Source organism: Mesorhizobium sp. LSJC280B00, assembly GCF_000502835.1.
Lineage (GTDB): Bacteria > Pseudomonadota > Alphaproteobacteria > Rhizobiales > Rhizobiaceae > Mesorhizobium.
In genome coordinates this window covers 27501-42413 of record NZ_AYVL01000004.1, presented here as the reverse complement: position 1 = coordinate 42413, position 14913 = coordinate 27501, and the positions used below count along the sequence as shown (strand labels likewise).

14 protein-coding genes, 1 tRNA gene and 2 rRNA genes (1 of these 17 cut by a window edge) are annotated in these 14913 nt (G+C 63.2%); 12 read left to right on the top strand and 5 right to left on the bottom strand.

Features of this window, described 5'->3' with window-relative positions:
- Nucleotides 1-70 precede the first annotated feature (70 nt).
- A complete protein-coding gene (locus X773_RS46475) occupies nt 71-766 on the bottom strand; it encodes a TetR/AcrR family transcriptional regulator (protein ID WP_023675175.1) in 696 nt (231 codons plus the stop codon).
- A 107-nt stretch (nt 767-873) separates the two neighbouring features.
- On the opposite strand from X773_RS46475, the gene X773_RS46470 reads away from it, so the two are divergent.
- Genes X773_RS46470 through X773_RS46460 form a run of 3 tightly spaced genes read left to right on the top strand, consistent with a single transcriptional unit; the run spans nt 874 to nt 3370 of the window.
- Nucleotides 874-2070 carry a Tm-1-like ATP-binding domain-containing protein gene (locus X773_RS46470; RefSeq protein WP_023675174.1) on the top strand — a complete coding sequence of 399 codons (1197 nt, stop codon included), beginning with the start codon at nt 874-876 and terminating at the stop codon, nt 2068-2070.
- Nucleotides 2071-2081: 11 nt separating this feature from the next.
- Complete coding sequence (locus X773_RS46465) at nt 2082-2954, top strand: phosphoenolpyruvate hydrolase family protein (RefSeq protein ID WP_023675173.1); 873 nt, start codon at nt 2082-2084, stop codon at nt 2952-2954.
- Nucleotides 2951-3370: a cupin domain-containing protein gene (locus X773_RS46460; protein ID WP_023675172.1), complete on the top strand. Its 420-nt coding sequence runs from the start codon at nt 2951-2953 to the stop codon at nt 3368-3370. Before X773_RS46465 ends, X773_RS46460 begins: the two co-directional genes overlap by 4 nt.
- A 12-nt stretch (nt 3371-3382) precedes the next feature.
- Here X773_RS46460 and X773_RS46455 read toward each other — a convergent pair whose 3' ends face one another.
- On the bottom strand, nt 3383-4570 hold the full coding sequence (locus X773_RS46455) for a Xaa-Pro peptidase family protein (RefSeq protein WP_023675171.1): 1188 nt from the start codon (nt 4568-4570) through the stop codon (nt 3383-3385).
- Nucleotides 4571-4932: 362 nt separating this feature from the next.
- On the opposite strand from X773_RS46455, the gene X773_RS46450 reads away from it, so the two are divergent.
- The 9 genes from X773_RS46450 to X773_RS46410 all read left to right on the top strand — a co-directional run bounded on the left by X773_RS46450 (nt 4933) and on the right by X773_RS46410 (nt 13504).
- Nucleotides 4933-6543: an ABC transporter substrate-binding protein gene (locus X773_RS46450; RefSeq protein WP_023675170.1), complete on the top strand. Its 1611-nt coding sequence runs from the start codon at nt 4933-4935 to the stop codon at nt 6541-6543.
- 156 nt (nt 6544-6699) lie between these two features.
- Nucleotides 6700-7686, top strand: coding sequence for an ABC transporter permease (locus tag X773_RS46445; protein WP_023675169.1), 987 nt, complete (start codon nt 6700-6702; stop codon nt 7684-7686).
- On the top strand, nt 7683-8513 hold the full coding sequence (locus X773_RS46440; protein WP_023675168.1) for an ABC transporter permease: 831 nt from the start codon (nt 7683-7685) through the stop codon (nt 8511-8513). Before X773_RS46445 ends, X773_RS46440 begins: the two co-directional genes overlap by 4 nt.
- Nucleotides 8510-9505, top strand: a complete 996-nt coding sequence (locus X773_RS46435) for an ABC transporter ATP-binding protein (protein ID WP_023675167.1) — start codon at nt 8510-8512, stop codon at nt 9503-9505. Before X773_RS46440 ends, X773_RS46435 begins: the two co-directional genes overlap by 4 nt.
- Nucleotides 9502-10293 carry an ATP-binding cassette domain-containing protein gene (locus X773_RS46430; protein WP_023675166.1) on the top strand — a complete coding sequence of 264 codons (792 nt, stop codon included), beginning with the start codon at nt 9502-9504 and terminating at the stop codon, nt 10291-10293. The genes X773_RS46435 and X773_RS46430 overlap by 4 nt, the downstream gene beginning before the upstream one ends.
- Nucleotides 10290-10796, top strand: a complete 507-nt coding sequence (locus X773_RS46425) for an L-2-amino-thiazoline-4-carboxylic acid hydrolase (RefSeq protein WP_023675165.1) — start codon at nt 10290-10292, stop codon at nt 10794-10796. Before X773_RS46430 ends, X773_RS46425 begins: the two co-directional genes overlap by 4 nt.
- Before the next feature lie 308 nt (nt 10797-11104).
- Nucleotides 11105-11485, top strand: a complete 381-nt coding sequence (locus X773_RS46420) for a transposase (RefSeq protein WP_245274633.1) — start codon at nt 11105-11107, stop codon at nt 11483-11485.
- On the top strand, nt 11482-11826 hold the full coding sequence (gene tnpB / locus X773_RS46415; protein WP_023675163.1) for an IS66 family insertion sequence element accessory protein TnpB: 345 nt from the start codon (nt 11482-11484) through the stop codon (nt 11824-11826). The genes X773_RS46420 and tnpB overlap by 4 nt, the downstream gene beginning before the upstream one ends.
- Nucleotides 11827-11899: 73 nt before the next feature.
- Nucleotides 11900-13504 (top strand): IS66 family transposase, encoded by a 1605-nt coding sequence (locus tag X773_RS46410; protein WP_023675162.1) that lies wholly within the window; start codon nt 11900-11902, stop codon nt 13502-13504.
- Between the two features lie 186 nt (nt 13505-13690).
- Here the strand turns inward: X773_RS46410 and X773_RS46405 are convergent.
- The 3 genes from X773_RS46405 to X773_RS46395 form a co-directional block, all read right to left on the bottom strand.
- A tRNA-Met gene (locus tag X773_RS46405) sits at nt 13691-13767 on the bottom strand.
- A gap of 130 nt (nt 13768-13897) precedes the next feature.
- A 5S ribosomal RNA gene (rrf, locus tag X773_RS46400) occupies nt 13898-14012 on the bottom strand.
- A gap of 96 nt (nt 14013-14108) precedes the next feature.
- Nucleotides 14109-14913: ribosomal RNA gene (locus X773_RS46395) — 23S ribosomal RNA — on the bottom strand (it continues 1994 nt past the right edge of the window).

The window sequence follows — 14913 nt, the reverse complement described above, 5'->3', positions numbered from 1 at the left end:
CTTGCCTGGACCGCTGCATCGCCAATAGTATGGGTATGCAGGGTGCAAATCTGGTCGAACCAGATTGGCGTCATCTAGCGGCCGTCGCCGGTGCGATCCCATCTCCTTCAATCATCGATTCCGTCACCGCCGCGCGTACCAGCGCGCTGGCTGCCCATTGCGCGACCGACATCATCCTGCGGCTATCCAATCCCCATATATCCTTCAATACGATCAGCATCTCAACGCCGAAGATCAGCGACAGCGCTTGCGCGAGCCGCTTGAATTCGCGCGGCGGCAACCGGCCCTTGAGCGGCGCGATCGCATCCTTCAAAAGCTCGACGCGATGGCCGCGCGTGAAGGTCGGCTCACCGCCCAGCGTGCCTGCCTGTCGCTGCGCCCACTGGTCGAGCGACAGTTTCAGCGCCGCCTTGAACGTCGCCTCGAAGGCCTCGATGCGCGGCATGGCGGTTTCGAACAGCTCGGCTATCCGGCACTCGGGATCGGTAGAGTTCGATCGCCAGGTGAGGATCGGCCCAAGCCCTTCATCGACGACCGCCTGCACCAGCGCCGCCTGGCTCGGAAAATACCGATAAGCGGTGGCGCGGGAGACTTCCGCTGCTTCCGCGACCTCGCTGACCGACGGCGTGGCGCCCGCCTGCATCAACCTTGTCGCCGTCTCCAGCATCAGCCGCCTGGTGCGGGCGCGGGGCCCGCGCTCGGCCCGCGGGTTCGCCCCTTGGCCGGCATCGTCGTTCACCGTCGCTTGTTGACGTGAGACATCCATGTCAATACGATACGCGCGTCTCAAAAAATTGCAATGGCCCTTCGCGCCGTCGAACGGCCGGGCAACGGGGCGGCAGCGCCGAGCACGCCCAAGACCGGGGAAACGCGATGAAGCGCATCTATGTGGTGGGCACCGCCGACACCAAGGGCGAGGAGCTCGCTTTTCTGGCCGATGCGGTCGCCGCAACCGGCGCATCGATTGCCCGTGTCGACATCGGAACACGCGAGGCGACCGTGCCGGTCGATGTTTCGGCAGACGAGGTCGCCAGCCATCATCCCGGTGGCCGCAATGCCGTGCTCGGCATCGACGACCGCGGCACATCGGTGGCGGCAATGGCCACCGCCTTCGCGCGGTTTGTCCAGTCGCGCAGCGATATTGCCGCGATTATCGGCATTGGCGGCGGTGGCGGCACCTCGATCATCACCGCAGGCATGCGAACGCTGCCGCTCGGCCTGCCCAAGATCATGGTTTCGACTTTGGCTTCCGGCGACACCGCGCCCTATGTCGACGTCTCCGACATCGTCATGATGCCGTCGGTGACCGACATGGCCGGCCTCAACCGGCTTTCCCGTGTCGTGCTGCACAATGCCGCCCAGGCGATATCAGGCATGGCGGCGAAGCCGGCCCCGCCGCCTGACGGCAGACCTTCGCTCGGCCTCACCATGTTCGGCGTCACCACGCCATGCGTGACGGCGATCGCCGATGAGCTTCGTTCGACCTATGACTGCATGGTCTTTCACGCCACCGGCACCGGCGGCCGCGCCATGGAGAAGCTTGCCGATAGCGGCCTGTTGTCCGGCGTCATCGACATCACCACGACGGAAGTCTGCGACTTTCTGTTGGGCGGCGTGCTGCCGGCGACCGACGATCGCTTTGGCGCCATCGCCCGCACCAGGCTGCCCTATGTCGGCTCGGTCGGCGCGCTCGACATGGTCAATTTCTGGGCGCCGCCGACAATTCCGGAACGCTATCGCAGGCGGCTGTTCTACGAGCACAATCCAAACGTCACGCTGATGCGCACCACCGCCGACGAAAGCCGCACGATCGGCGAATGGATCGGCACAAGGCTGAGCCTCTGCGAGGGTCCGGTTCGTTTCCTCATTCCGGAGAAAGGCGTGTCGGCGCTCGACATCGAAGGCGGCGCCTTCTTCGATCCTGAAGCCGATGCGGTGCTGTTCGAGGCGATCGAGCGCACGATCAAACCCGACAAGAAGCGCCGCGTGCTGCGCCTGCCGCTGCACATCAACGACCCGGAATTCGCCTGGGCTGCGACAACGGCCTTCCTCGACATCGCCAGACAGTGAGACACCAAGACATGCCCGCCATACCGCGCAAGAAAATCCTGGAAAAATTCCGCAAGATGATCGGCGACGGCGTGCCAATCGTCGGCGGCGGCGCCGGCACCGGCCTCTCGGCCAAGGCCGAAGAAGCCGGCGGCATCGACCTGATCATCATCTACAATTCCGGCCGCTACCGCATGGCCGGGCGCGGCTCGGCCGCCGGCCTGCTCGCTTATGGCAATGCCAACGAGATCGTCAAGGAAATGGCCTACGAAGTGCTGCCGGTGGTGAAGAAGACGCCGGTGCTGGCCGGCGTCAACGGCACCGATCCCTTCGTCATCATGCCGCTGCTGCTGGCCGAACTGAAGACGATGGGCTTTTCCGGTGTGCAGAACTTTCCGACAATCGGCTTGTTCGACGGCCAGATGCGGCAGAGTTTTGAGGAAACCGGCATGGGGTTCGGGCTCGAGGTCGACATGATCGCCGAGGCACACAAGCTTGACCTGTTGACCACGCCTTATGTCTTCAATCCAGACGAGGCGCGCGCCATGACAAAAGCCGGCGCCGACATCGTTGTCGCCCATATGGGGGTGACCACCGGCGGCTCGATCGGGGCAACCTCGGCCAAATCGCTGGACGACTGTGTGAGGGAAATCGACGCCATCGCCGAAGCGGCACGCTCAGTGCGCGAGGATATCATCCTGCTTTGCCACGGCGGACCGATCTCGATGCCGGACGACGCCAAATATATTCTTGAGCGTTGCAAGAGCCTGCATGGTTTCTACGGCGCCAGTTCGATGGAACGGCTGCCGGCGGAAGCCTCGATCGCGAGACAAACGGCGGATTTCAAGGCCGTCACGTTCGGCGCGGCACAAAAACAGCAAGAAAAACAAGGGATGAGACGATGACGGACAACAGCAAGGTGTTCGTATACCCGAAGGACGTCAGCGCCTTCGGCTTCGACTGGGGCAAGCTGTCGCTGACGATCGCTCCCGAAGTGAACGGCGCGACGCGCTTTTCCGGTGGTGTCGTCGACCTGCCGTCGGGCAAGGGCCATACGCGTCATAACCATCCGGGTGCCGAGGAGATCATCTTCGTCATCTCAGGCAATGGCGAGCAGATGGTCGAGGACGAGAAGGGCAACCCGGTCGTCGAGAAGGTCGGCCCCGGCTGCACCATCTATGTGCCGGAAAGCCGCTTCCACTCGACGCTCAACACCGGCGACGGGCCGATGCAGCTCTTCGTCGTCTATTCGCCGGCCGGGCCGGAACTGGCACTGCGGGATTTGCCGGATTTCACGCTGCTGCCGCCAGGCGGGAAGTGAGATAGAAGGCGCCTAAGCCCCGCCCCTGTTCCAGCCCCTGCCCCGGTCGCCGAACATGACATAGCCGGCATCGGTGACCGCCACCGTATCCTCGAGCTTGATGAAGCCGCGTGTCGGGTGGAGCATGGTCGTCTCGACCGAGAGCACCATGTTCTTCTCCAGCGGCTTTTCGGCAAAGGTGCCTTCATACGTTACCGGATGGTTGGTCATCAGGAACGGCGCTTCATGCGTGATCAGCCCCATGCCGTGCGCGAAGAAATCGGTATAGGGCGCAACCTTGGATTTCTTCAGCACGCCTTCGGCATGAGAAATCATGTCACCGCCCAGCGTGCCCGCCTCGACTTTGGAGAAGGCCGCCTGCTGCACCGCCTCGACCTCGGCCAGCAGATCCTCGAGTTCAGCGTCCGGCTCGCCCAGAATGCCCATGCGGCAGAGGTCGCCGATATAGCCGTGGTAGTTGCCGCCGGAATCGATCGACATCACCTCGCCCTTCTTCCACGCCTGCGGCGACGCGGCGCGGTTGTGGCTGGAGCCTAGCGTCAACAGGCAATATTCGAAATGCGCGCCGCGATTGGTCTCCTCGCGCCTGAGCTGCTCGATGATCTCGCTCTTGCTCGTGCCTTCGCGCGCCCAGCCAATGGTCGCCAGCATGGAATCGGTGATCAGTTCCGAGGCGATGCGCAGCTTCTCCAGCTCCGCCTCGGTTTTGATCGCCCGCATGCGCTCAAGCATATGCGTCGCGTCGATCAGCTTGGCGTCCGGCAGTGCGTTGCGGATCAGCATATAAGCGTCGGACGGCAAAAAGCCCGGTTCGATGCCGATGCGGGCATTGCCCTTGCCGATCTTCTGCAAATGCTCGACCGCGAGATTGGCAGCATCGAGCGTGCCCCAGCAGGCGGCATGCAGTGTCGGCGTCCAGAACGGGTGGTTCTGGTGCTCGCCGCCCTCCATGCGGTTGCCGATATAGGCGGCATGCTCCGGGCCGCCTTTCTCATAGACGACAACAGGCAAATAGCGGCTGTGGCCGATCGCATCCATGGCGGCGAAGAAGATGAACTTGTAGCCGCCAAGCAGATATTGCGTGTTGTGCTTGGATGTGGCGAGCAGCACGTCGATGCCGTCCTCCTCCATCAGCCCGTCCACCCTGGCCTGGTCGAACGGCACGCTGCCGACGGCATTCTTGCCCGGGGCAATGTTCATGTCTCTCTCCCTGAAATCCCTTAGCCAGCCGCTCGGCGGTGCCGGCTTTTCTGGCTCTGATCCTCGGCTATGCTTAAAACTGCATCATTTTGCCCGATCTGGTCCAGCCAGAATGGCGAACGAGCCCCAAAAGCTCCTTCACCTGCTGCACTCCCTCCAGTCTGGTCCTGCCAGAATCCGCGCATCGAACCGTTTCTGTACAACTGGTCCAGCGGACGGAAATTTCAAAGCCACGCGAGGATGCGCCAATTCCGTCTCTGGCGAAACCCCCGACAAGGCTCATAATCACGTTGTGGAACGCTTATGAGCGTCCGAGGGGTACGGCGGACCCGGCCGGGTCGCGGAGAGGACGGAGTTCGATCATGTCAGAGTTCACCATTTCCAGACGCACGATGCTGGCCGGTTCGGCATTGCTGCTGGCTTCCACGGCCATGCCGACGATCGGCTGGGCGCAAACGCCGAAAAAGGGCGGACGACTGGTCGTTGCCGCCGATTCCGAGCCGCGCAATCTCAATCCGGCGATCGTCGCCTCGAACGGTGTCTTCTTCATTTCTAGCAAGATCGTGGAAACCTTGGCCGAGGCATCCTTTGACGGCAAGGACGGGCTCGATCCACGCCTGGCGCTGAGCTGGGAAGGCGACGCCGACGGCCTGTCGGTGACATTTAAGCTACGCGAGGGCGTCAAATGGCATGACGGCAAGCCCTTTACCTCCGCCGACGTCGCCTTCTCGGCGCTGCAGGTCTGGAAACCGCTGCAGAATCTCGGCCGCACCGTGTTCAAGGATCTTGAGGCCGTCGACACGCCGGACGAGGCCACCGCCGTGTTCAAATTCGCCAAGCCGACACCGTTCCAGCTGATCCGCAATGCCTTGCCGGCTCTCACCAGCGTGGTGCCGAAGCACATCTATGAGACCGGAAAGATTGAGGACAACCCGGCCAACAACGCACCGGTCGGCACCGGCCCATTCAAATTCGCCGAATACAAGCCCGGCGAATATTACCGGCTGGAGAAGAACACCGATTATTGGGGCAAGGACCAGCCCTATCTCGACGAGATCATCTATCAGGTGCTGCCCGACCGCACCTCCGCCGCAAGCGCGCTCGAAGCGGAGGAAATCCAGCTCGCCGCCTTTTCCGCCGTGCCGTTGGCCGATCTCGACCGCATCTCCAAGGTGCCTGGCCTCAAGGTTATCACCAAAGGCTACGAAGCGCTGACCTACCAACTGATCGTCGAGATCAACCATCGCCGCAAGGAGCTGGCCGACCTGAAAGTGCGCCAGGCGATCGCTCACGCCATCGACAAGGATTTCGTCGTCAAGACGGTATTTCTCGGCTATGCCGCGACCGCCACCGGCCCGGTGCCGAAAAACGATCCGCAATTCTACACCGCCGACGTGCCGACCTATGACTTCGACGTTGCCAAGGCCAATGCCTTGCTTGACGAGGCCGGCTACAGCCGAGGCGATGACGGCAAGCGCTTTTCGCTGAAACTGCTGCCGGCGCCCTACTTCAACGAGACCAAGCAGTTCGGCGACTATCTGCGCCAGGCGCTCGCCGCCATCGGCATCGACGCCCAGCTGGTCAACAACGACTCGGCCGCGCACATCAAGGCGGTCTACACCGACCACGCCTTCGACCTTGCGGTCGGGCCGCCGGTGTTTCGCGGCGATCCGGCGATCTCGACCACCATCCTGGTGCAGAGCGGCATTCCCGACGGCGTGCCCTTCTCCAACCAGGGCGGCTACAAGAACGCTGAACTCGATGCCCTGATCGCCAAGGCATCGGAGACGCTCGACACCGCCGCCCGCACCGAACTCTACAAGGAGTTCCAGAGAAAAGTTGCCGCCGACCTGCCGCTCATCAACGTCGCCGAATGGAGTTTCATCAGCGTCGCCCGCGACACGGTCAAGAACATCGCCAACAACCCGCGCTGGGCGGTATCGAACTGGGCGGACACTTGGCTGGAGGCTTAGGCAGGTCGGCTCAAGGCTTGCACATCGCCTATGTGGGTGCTCAGCTTCGGCTATGAGAGTTCCTTCGCGCCCCCCTCTGTCCTGCCGGACATCTCCCCCACGAGGGGGGTGCCGAACGCAGCGCCGAAGACTTGGCTCTCCTGTCAGTGCTGCGCCATGACCCGCGCCCTCATCCTTCTTCGCCGCCGTCTCGTTGGCAGCATCTTCGTGCTGCTGATCGTCGTCGTCGGCACCTTCCTTTTGCTCGAAGCAGCGCCCGGCGACGCGGTCGATGCCTATATCGTCTCGACCGGCGGCGACGCCGGCATGATCGAGCTGTTGCGTCACCGCTGGGGTCTCGACCAATCGGAGCTGACGCGGCTGGCCAACTATCTCTGGGCGCTGCTGCATCTCGACCTTGGCCAGTCGGTCACCTTCTCGCGGCCGATCCGCGACGTCATCCTCGAGCGCCTGCCTACCACGCTGCTGTTGATGGGCAGCGCCACCGCGCTCTCCTTCGGCCTCGGCTCGGCGCTCGGCATCTATGCCGGCGCCAGACCCGGCAGCTTCCGTGATCGCTTCCTGTCCATCGGCTCGCTGGCGCTCTATGCCGTACCGGGATTCTGGCTCGGGCTGGTGCTGATCATCGTCTTCGCCGTCGACCTGCGCTGGTTTCCGATCGGCGGCATCGAGAGCATCGCCTCGGGCAAGACCGGCCTCGATCGCGCCGCCGACATCGCCCGCCATCTCGTCCTGCCGGTGTCCGCGCTCGGCTTCATCTATCTCGCGCTTTACCTGCGCATGATGCGCGCCGGCATGGCCGAAGTCTGGCGACAGGATTTTGTCCTCGCCGCCCGCGCCAGGGGACTTTCCCGCCAGCGCATCGTGCTCGCCCACGTCGCCCGCAACGCATTGTTGCCGCTGGTCACCATGCTTGGCCTGCAGTCCGCGCAAATGCTGGGCGGCAGCGTCGTCATCGAAAGCGTCTTTTCCGTGCCCGGCCTTGGCCGGCTGGCGCAGGAAGCGGTGGCCGCGCGCGACACGCCGTTGCTGCTCGGCATCATTCTCGTCAGCGCCGTTCTGGTCGTCATCGTCAACCTTCTCGTCGACATCGCTTACGCCTTCCTCGATCCGCGCGTCGGCGCCAGTGAGGCCGGTGCGTGAGCCCGCTTCGCCGCTTTCTTCGCACGCCGGAAGCGATCGCCGGCGCGGTCTTCCTGGCGGCACTGTTTGCCGTGGCGCTTGCCGCACCTTTGTTCTTTCCCGGCGATCCGCAGGCGATTGCCGGGCCGGCATTGCTGCCGCCATTCCAGGACTGGTCGCTGCCACTGGGCACCGACCGCCTAGGCCGCGACGTGCTTGCCGAGCTTTTCCATGGCGCCCGTACCTCCCTGGCGGTCGGGCTGGCAGCAGCAGCCGCCGCCCTTGCCGTCGGCGCCGTGATCGGCACGTTGGCCGGCTTTGCCGGCGGCCTCGTCGACGAAGTGCTGATGCGCATCACCGACGCTTTCCAGACCGTGCCGGCCTTCCTGCTAGCTTTGGCTTTCGTCAGCATCGTCGGGCCATCGCTCGGCGTCGTCGTCGTGGCGATAGCGCTTGGCGCCTGGACAGGACCGGCACGCGTGGCGCGGGCCGAAGTGCTGTCGATCCGCGAGCGCGATTTTGTTGCCGGCGCCCGCGTCATCGGCATGCATCCGCTGGAGATCGCCTTTCGCGAGGTGCTCCCCAATGCGCTGCCGCCGGTAATGGCTTTGTCGTCGGTGATCGTCGCCGCGGCGATTCTCACCGAAGCGGCATTGTCCTTTCTCGGCCTCGGCGATCCCAACCGGGTTACCTGGGGCGGCATGATCGCCGAAGGCCGCGCCGTGCTGCGCACCGCGCCCTTCCTGTCGATCATTCCGGGCGTAGCGCTCGTGCTCACCGTGCTCGGCGTCTATCTCGCCGGCGAAGGCGTCGTCGAGACCACGGCGATGAGGAGGAGCCTGTCGTGACGGCGCTTGCTTCGATCCGCAATCTGACGGTGACCTATCGCCGCGACGGCGCCGAGGTAGCGGCGCTGAAGAATGTCGGCTTCGACATCACCGCCGGCGAGCGCTTTGCCATCATCGGTGAAAGCGGTTCGGGCAAGAGCACGCTGGCGCTGGCCATTGCCGGCCTGCTACCGGCCACCGCCAGGATCGAAGGCCGCATCGATTGGCTCTTGCGCCCGCCACCAATGTTTGATGCCAAGGCACCCCCCTCTGTCCTGCCGGACATCTCCCCCTCTGAGGGGGAGATCGGCAGTTCCGCAGCCGGTTCCTTTCCGCCAGCTTCGGTGATTGGCGAAGGCAGAGATGAAAGTGCAATCTCCCCCCTTGAGGGGGAGATGTCCGGCAGGACAGAGGGGGGCGCGACGGGACGCCAACCTGCAAGCCTTCGCGACCATGCTCCAATCGGTGGCCGTGACATCGGCTTCATTTTCCAGGACCCATCCGCAAGTCTCGATCCGGTGATGCCAATAGGCAAGCAGATCGCGGAAGTCGCCTACACCCATCTCGGCCTCAGTTGGCGAGACGCCTATGCCAAGGCAAAAACCCTGCTCGAGCGCGTCCGCCTGCCCGATCCGGACGCTGCCCTCTGCGCCTTCCCGCACCAGCTCTCCGGCGGCCAGAAGCAGCGTGTGGCGATCGCCGCAGCGATTGCGGCCGGGCCGAAACTGCTGATCGCCGACGAGGCGACCAGCGCGCTGGATACGATCGTGCAGGCCGAGATCGTCGGGCTGATCCGGCGACTGGTGGCCGAGGACGGTATGACGCTGCTGTTCATCAGCCACGACATCGCGCTGGCCGCTGAGCTTGCAGAGCGCATCGCGGTGTTCCGGCATGGCGAGCTGCTCGAGCTCGGTTCGACAGCCCAAATCGTCAATGCGCCGCGTCACGCATACACTCGTGTGCTGCTTGACGCTCATCTCGGCCTCGACGCCGAGCCGCTGTTGCGAACATGACCGACCCGCTGCTCGCCGTTTCCGGCCTGACCAAACGATACAGTCGCAGCGGCAAGATCATCGCCGCGGTCGACGACGTTTCCTTCCACATCGAACCCGGCGAGACGCTGGCGCTGGCCGGACCTTCCGGCAGCGGCAAGTCGACGATAGCTCGTCTAGTGCTCCGGCTCATCGAAGCCGATACCGGCCGTATCGAATTTGAAGGCAGCGATTTCCTGTCGCTGAACGGCGCTGCCTTGCGCGGCCGGCGCGCCCGTCTTCAGATGGTGTTTCAGGATCCGCTCGCCGCCTTGAACCCGCGCGCCACGGTGGCGCGGGTGCTCGACGACCCCTTGCGCATTCATCACATTGCCTCCGGCCCCGAACGCCCGCGCCGTATTGCCGCTCTGCTGGAACGCGTCGGCCTCAGCTCCGGTCTTGCCGGCCGCGCCATTCACGAAATCTCCGGCGGTCAGCGCCAGCGCGTTGCAATCGCCCGCGCCATCGCCACGAAACCGTCGCTGGTCGTGCTCGACGAGGCCGTGTCGGCGCTCGACGTTTCCGTTCGCGCGCAGATCCTGCAGCTGCTGCTTGACCTTCAACGCGAGGAACGCATCGCCTATCTCTTCATTTCGCACGATCTCGGTGTCGTCCGTGCCATCGCCCACCGGGTCACTATTCTGGAAGCCGGGCGGATTGCCGAGAGCGGCGATGCGCGCAGCGTAATCGACGCGCCGCAATCCGTGATCGGCAAGGCGCTGGTGGCGGCAGCGCCAAGACTGTCAAGGATCGAACGGGACGTATCATGACCGACGCCGAAGCCCGAGCCGAAAAACTGTCGCGCGAACTCGATTCCGCCTTCCGCAACCGCGCCGATCTCTATCGTCTATTCCTCGACGAGCTAACCGCGGAGTTGGGCGCGGAAAAAGCCGAGGCGATCATGATCCGTATAATCGAACAACGCGGCAAGGAGGTTGCGGCGGCGGCCTTTGCCGATTTCGGCCCAAACGACGCACCGGCGATCGGCGAGGCGTTCCTCGCCGTCAGCCCGGATGGCGGTCGCATGTATCCGACCGACGTCGAACGCGGTCCGGACCGCATCGCCTTCAAGGTCAGGCGCTGTCCGCTGAAGGACGCCTGGGTCGAGACCGGCGTCGGCGACGAGAAGCTCGCCACGCTCTGCCGCATCGCCGGCGCCTTCGACCGCGGACTGTTCGAGGCCACCGGAGTGCGCTTCGACAACGTCACCTGGACGCCGGGCCACGGTTCCGGCTGCTGCCACATCGGTTTGACCAACCGGGATGCCGGCTAAAGCTGCATCCATGCAGCACATTTAGGTGCCGGCAGGACGTGGAACTCTGTTTTGGGGCGTGCTGCCAAACACCGAAGCTCGCGCGCCGGGACGGAAAAAAACCCGGCCCCGTAAGGCTACCGTAAGCGCCAAGCTGACCCCATCTGGCGCGGCTTGAGGTGATGAGCGAGACATACTGACACTGAAGCAAGGAGCNCGTAAGCGCCAAGCTGACCCCATCTGGCGCGGCTTGAGGTGATGAGCGAGACATACTGACACTGAAGCAAGGAGCCGAGGAGCTTGCAGTGTCAATTTCTATGTCTGCGCCTATGCCTGATGATAGAAGTTTCCATGTTCTTGAAGCGGTTGCCAACCGACTGGAGGCAAGCCCGCAGCGTCCGCGCCGGCGCTGGTCGGCGGAAGCGAAGTCGCGGCTGATCGAGGCGACACTGAAGCCGGGCGCGAATGTATCGGCCATTGCCAGACAAGCGGGGATGGCGCCGGCCCAGCTGTTCGGCTGGCGGAGCAAGGCGATCAAGAGCGGTGCGGTCACGCCACACAGGGATGCGGAGCGGCTCGGCTTTGTCGAGGTCACGCCGACAGCGTCTGCGTCGGTGGAGATCGAGCTGGGTGGCGTGGTCATTCGCGCCGGTGCCGATATCAATGAGGAGCAGCTGGTGCGGATTATCCGGGCGGTTCGCCAGGCATGATCCCGGCCGGCGTGAAGGTGTTGGTCGCCAGTCATCCCGTCGATTTTAGAAAAGGTCCCGACGGCCTTCTGGCACTGGTGCGCGATGCCGGTTCGGATCCGTTCAACGGCGCGCTTTATGTCTTTCGCGCGAAAAGAGCGGACAGGATCAAGATCGTCTGGTGGGACGGCAGCGGCGTGTGTCTTTATGCCAAGCGGCTGGATGAGGCGAAGTTCTGCTGGCCGCGGATCGGCCACCACCGGGTCCAGCTCAATCATGCTCAGCTCATGGCTCTGGTTGACGGAATGGACTGGAAACGGGTTCGAACGGAGACCGTCAGGCGGCCGCAATCGGTTGGGTAAAACCCTGCGGCATGATGAATCAGGGGCCTGAAAACGCGGGAAAATTGCCCGCGAATATGCTCTGATTTTGGCCATGTCGGCACCCGATCTCGCGCTCCCGGACGACGTTGACGCGCTCAAGGCGATGGTTGTTGCCATGGCCGAAAAAGCCGCCGGTCTGGAAGAGCGTAATGCCGATCTCGAAGCCCACAATACGCATCTCGAGTTGGTCAACAAGAGCGCCGAGGAGCGGATCGCACGACTGACGGCGGTGGTGAAGATGCTGGAGCGGTCGCGCTTCGGCAGCCGCTCCGAAAGGTTGCGGGCCGGTGCGCTGAGCGAGGAGCAGTACGCTCTGGTCTTCGACGAGATCGAAACCGGCGTGGCGGCCATCCAAGCGCAGATGGAGAAGTCTGCGGGCGGCTCGAAAGCGAAGCGCGCCCCGCGCCCTCGCAAAGGCTTTGCGGCCCATCTCGAACGGGTCGAGGTGGTTATCGAGCCCGAAACGCCTGCTGGCTGCGAAGCGCTGGAAAAGATCCTGATCGGCGAGGACGTCTCCGAACGGCTCGATGTCACCCCGGCGAAGTTCCGGGTGATCGTCACGCGTCGCCCCAAATATGCCTACAAGGGTTGGGACGGCGTCATCCAGGCAGCCGCGCCCGCCCGCATCATCGAAAGCGGCATTCCGACCGAAGCGCTGCTGGCGCAGATCGCAGTGTCGAAATACGCCGATGGCCTGCCGCTCTACCGCCAAGAAGCGATCTATGCCCGCGATCAGGTCGAGATCGACCGGTCACAGATGGCGCAGTGGATGGGCAAGCTCGGCTTCGAGCTCGAGCCGCTCGCCGATTACGCACTGGCTCGCATCAAGCAGGGGGAGCGGGTCTTCGCCGATGAGACCACGCTGCCAACGCTGGCGCCGGGATCTGGCAAGGCCAAGACGGCCTACCTCTGGACCTATGTCCGCGATGATCGGCCCTTTGGCGGCAGTGGACCGCCCATCGTCGCCTACCGCTTCGAGGACAGCCGCGCCGGCGAATGTGTCGCCCGTCATCTGGACGGCTATCGCGGCATCCTGCAAGTCGACGGATACGCCGCCTATAACCGGCTGGCCCGATCCGATCGGGGCAATGACGGCGTGATGCTGGCGGCGTGCTGGTCGCACGTGCGGCGCAAGTTCTACGAACTGCATGCCGCAGGCTCCTCCGTTATCGCCTCGCAGACGGTGGCGCAGATGGCCCCACTGTGGGCCGCCGAGGAGGCCGTACGCGGCCAGGACCCGGCAGTACGGATTACTGCGCGTCAGGAGAAATCCGCCGCCATCGTTGCCGCTCTCTTTGCGCTGTGGGAAAAGGAGCTGCCCAAGCTGTCGGGAAAATCGAAGCCCGCCGAGGCGATCCGCTATGCGCTCGGCCGGCGTGGCGCGCTCGAGCGCTTCCTCACCGACGGCCGCATCGAAATCGACTCCAACACCGTCGAGCGCGCCATCCGGCCGCAGACAATTACCCGAAAGAACAGCCTCTTCGCGGGCAGCGACGGCGGCGGACGGACATGGGCCACCATCGCAACCCTGCTGACCACCGCCAAGATGAATCAGGTCGATCCACACGCCTGGCTCACCCTGACCCTCGAGCGCATTGCCAATGGCTGGCGAAACAGCGATATCGACGCCCTCATGCCATGGAATTACCAGCGCTGAACGGCCTCAGCTGCCCGCTTACAGGCTACCGGGGTTTTTGATGCTCGCATGCAAGGAATTTGGTTGCGGGGGCTGGACCTTCCTTGGTGTCTCGCTGTGCCTGCTTCGTGCGAGGCCTGACGGGGATCGAACCAATCGGCCAGCAAAACGAAAACGGCCCGCACAAGGCGGGCCGTTTTCGTATTTTGGTTGCGGGGACAGGATTTGAACCTGTGACCTTCAGGTTATGAGCCTGACGAGCTACCGGGCTGCTCCACCCCGCGTCAACCCTAAAGGTAAGCCTTGGCTCACCGGATTCAAGCTTCCGCCAAATGAAAGGGCCGCTTGCGCGGCCCGATATCCCGTTGGCGGGCCTGTTCGTAAGGAGAAGATTAAACAACGTGCGCTTGGCAGACCTGGCAGCGACCTACTCTCCCGCGTCTTGAGACGAAGTACCATCAGCGCTGGAGCGTTTCACGGCCGAGTTCGGAATGGGATCGGGTGCAGCCGCTCCGCCATAACCACCAGGTCGGCAAAACGCACGTTGCTCGAGAAGCTGTTTTCTGTGCCATCCATCTCGGCGCAATCCAAGGATTGTCACCAGAAATGGGCATTAGGAATGAGAACGATCAAGCCGATCGAACTATTAGTACCGGTAAGCTTCAAGCGTTGCCGCTCTTCCACACCCGGCCTATCAACGTGGTCGTCTTCCACGGTTCTCAGGGAATACTCGTTTTAAGGTGGGTTTCCCGCTTAGATGCCTTCAGCGGTTATCCCGTCCGGATATAGCTACCCTGCTATGCGGCTGGCGCCACAACAGGTCCACCAGAGATCCGTCCATCCCGGTCCTCTCGTACTAGGGACAGATCCTTTCAATATTCCTACACCCACGGCAGATAGGGACCGAACTGTCTCACGACGTTCTGAACCCAACTCACGTACCGCTTTAAATGGCGAACAGCCATACCCTTGGGACCTGCTCCAGCCCCAGGATGCGATGAGTCGACATCGAGGTGCCAAACAACCCCGTCGATATGGACTCTTGGGGGTCATCAGCCTGTTATCCCCGGCGTACCTTTTATCCGTTGAGCGATGGCCCTTCCACGCGGGACCACCGGATCACTATGACCGACTTTCGTCTCTGCTCGACTTGTCAGTCTCGCAGTCAGGCAGGCTTATGCCATTGCACTCAGCGAACGATTTCCGACCGTTCTGAGCCCACCATCGCGCGCCTCCGTTACTCTTTAGGAGGCGACCGCCCCAGTCAAACTACCCACCATACATTGTCCCGGACCCGGATAACGGGCCGCGGTTAGACATCCATAGTGATAAGGGTGGTATTTCAAGGGTGGCTCCACCTGAGCTGGCGCCCAGGTTTCAAAGCCTACCACCTATCCTACACATGCCACTACGAATGCCAATGTAAAGCT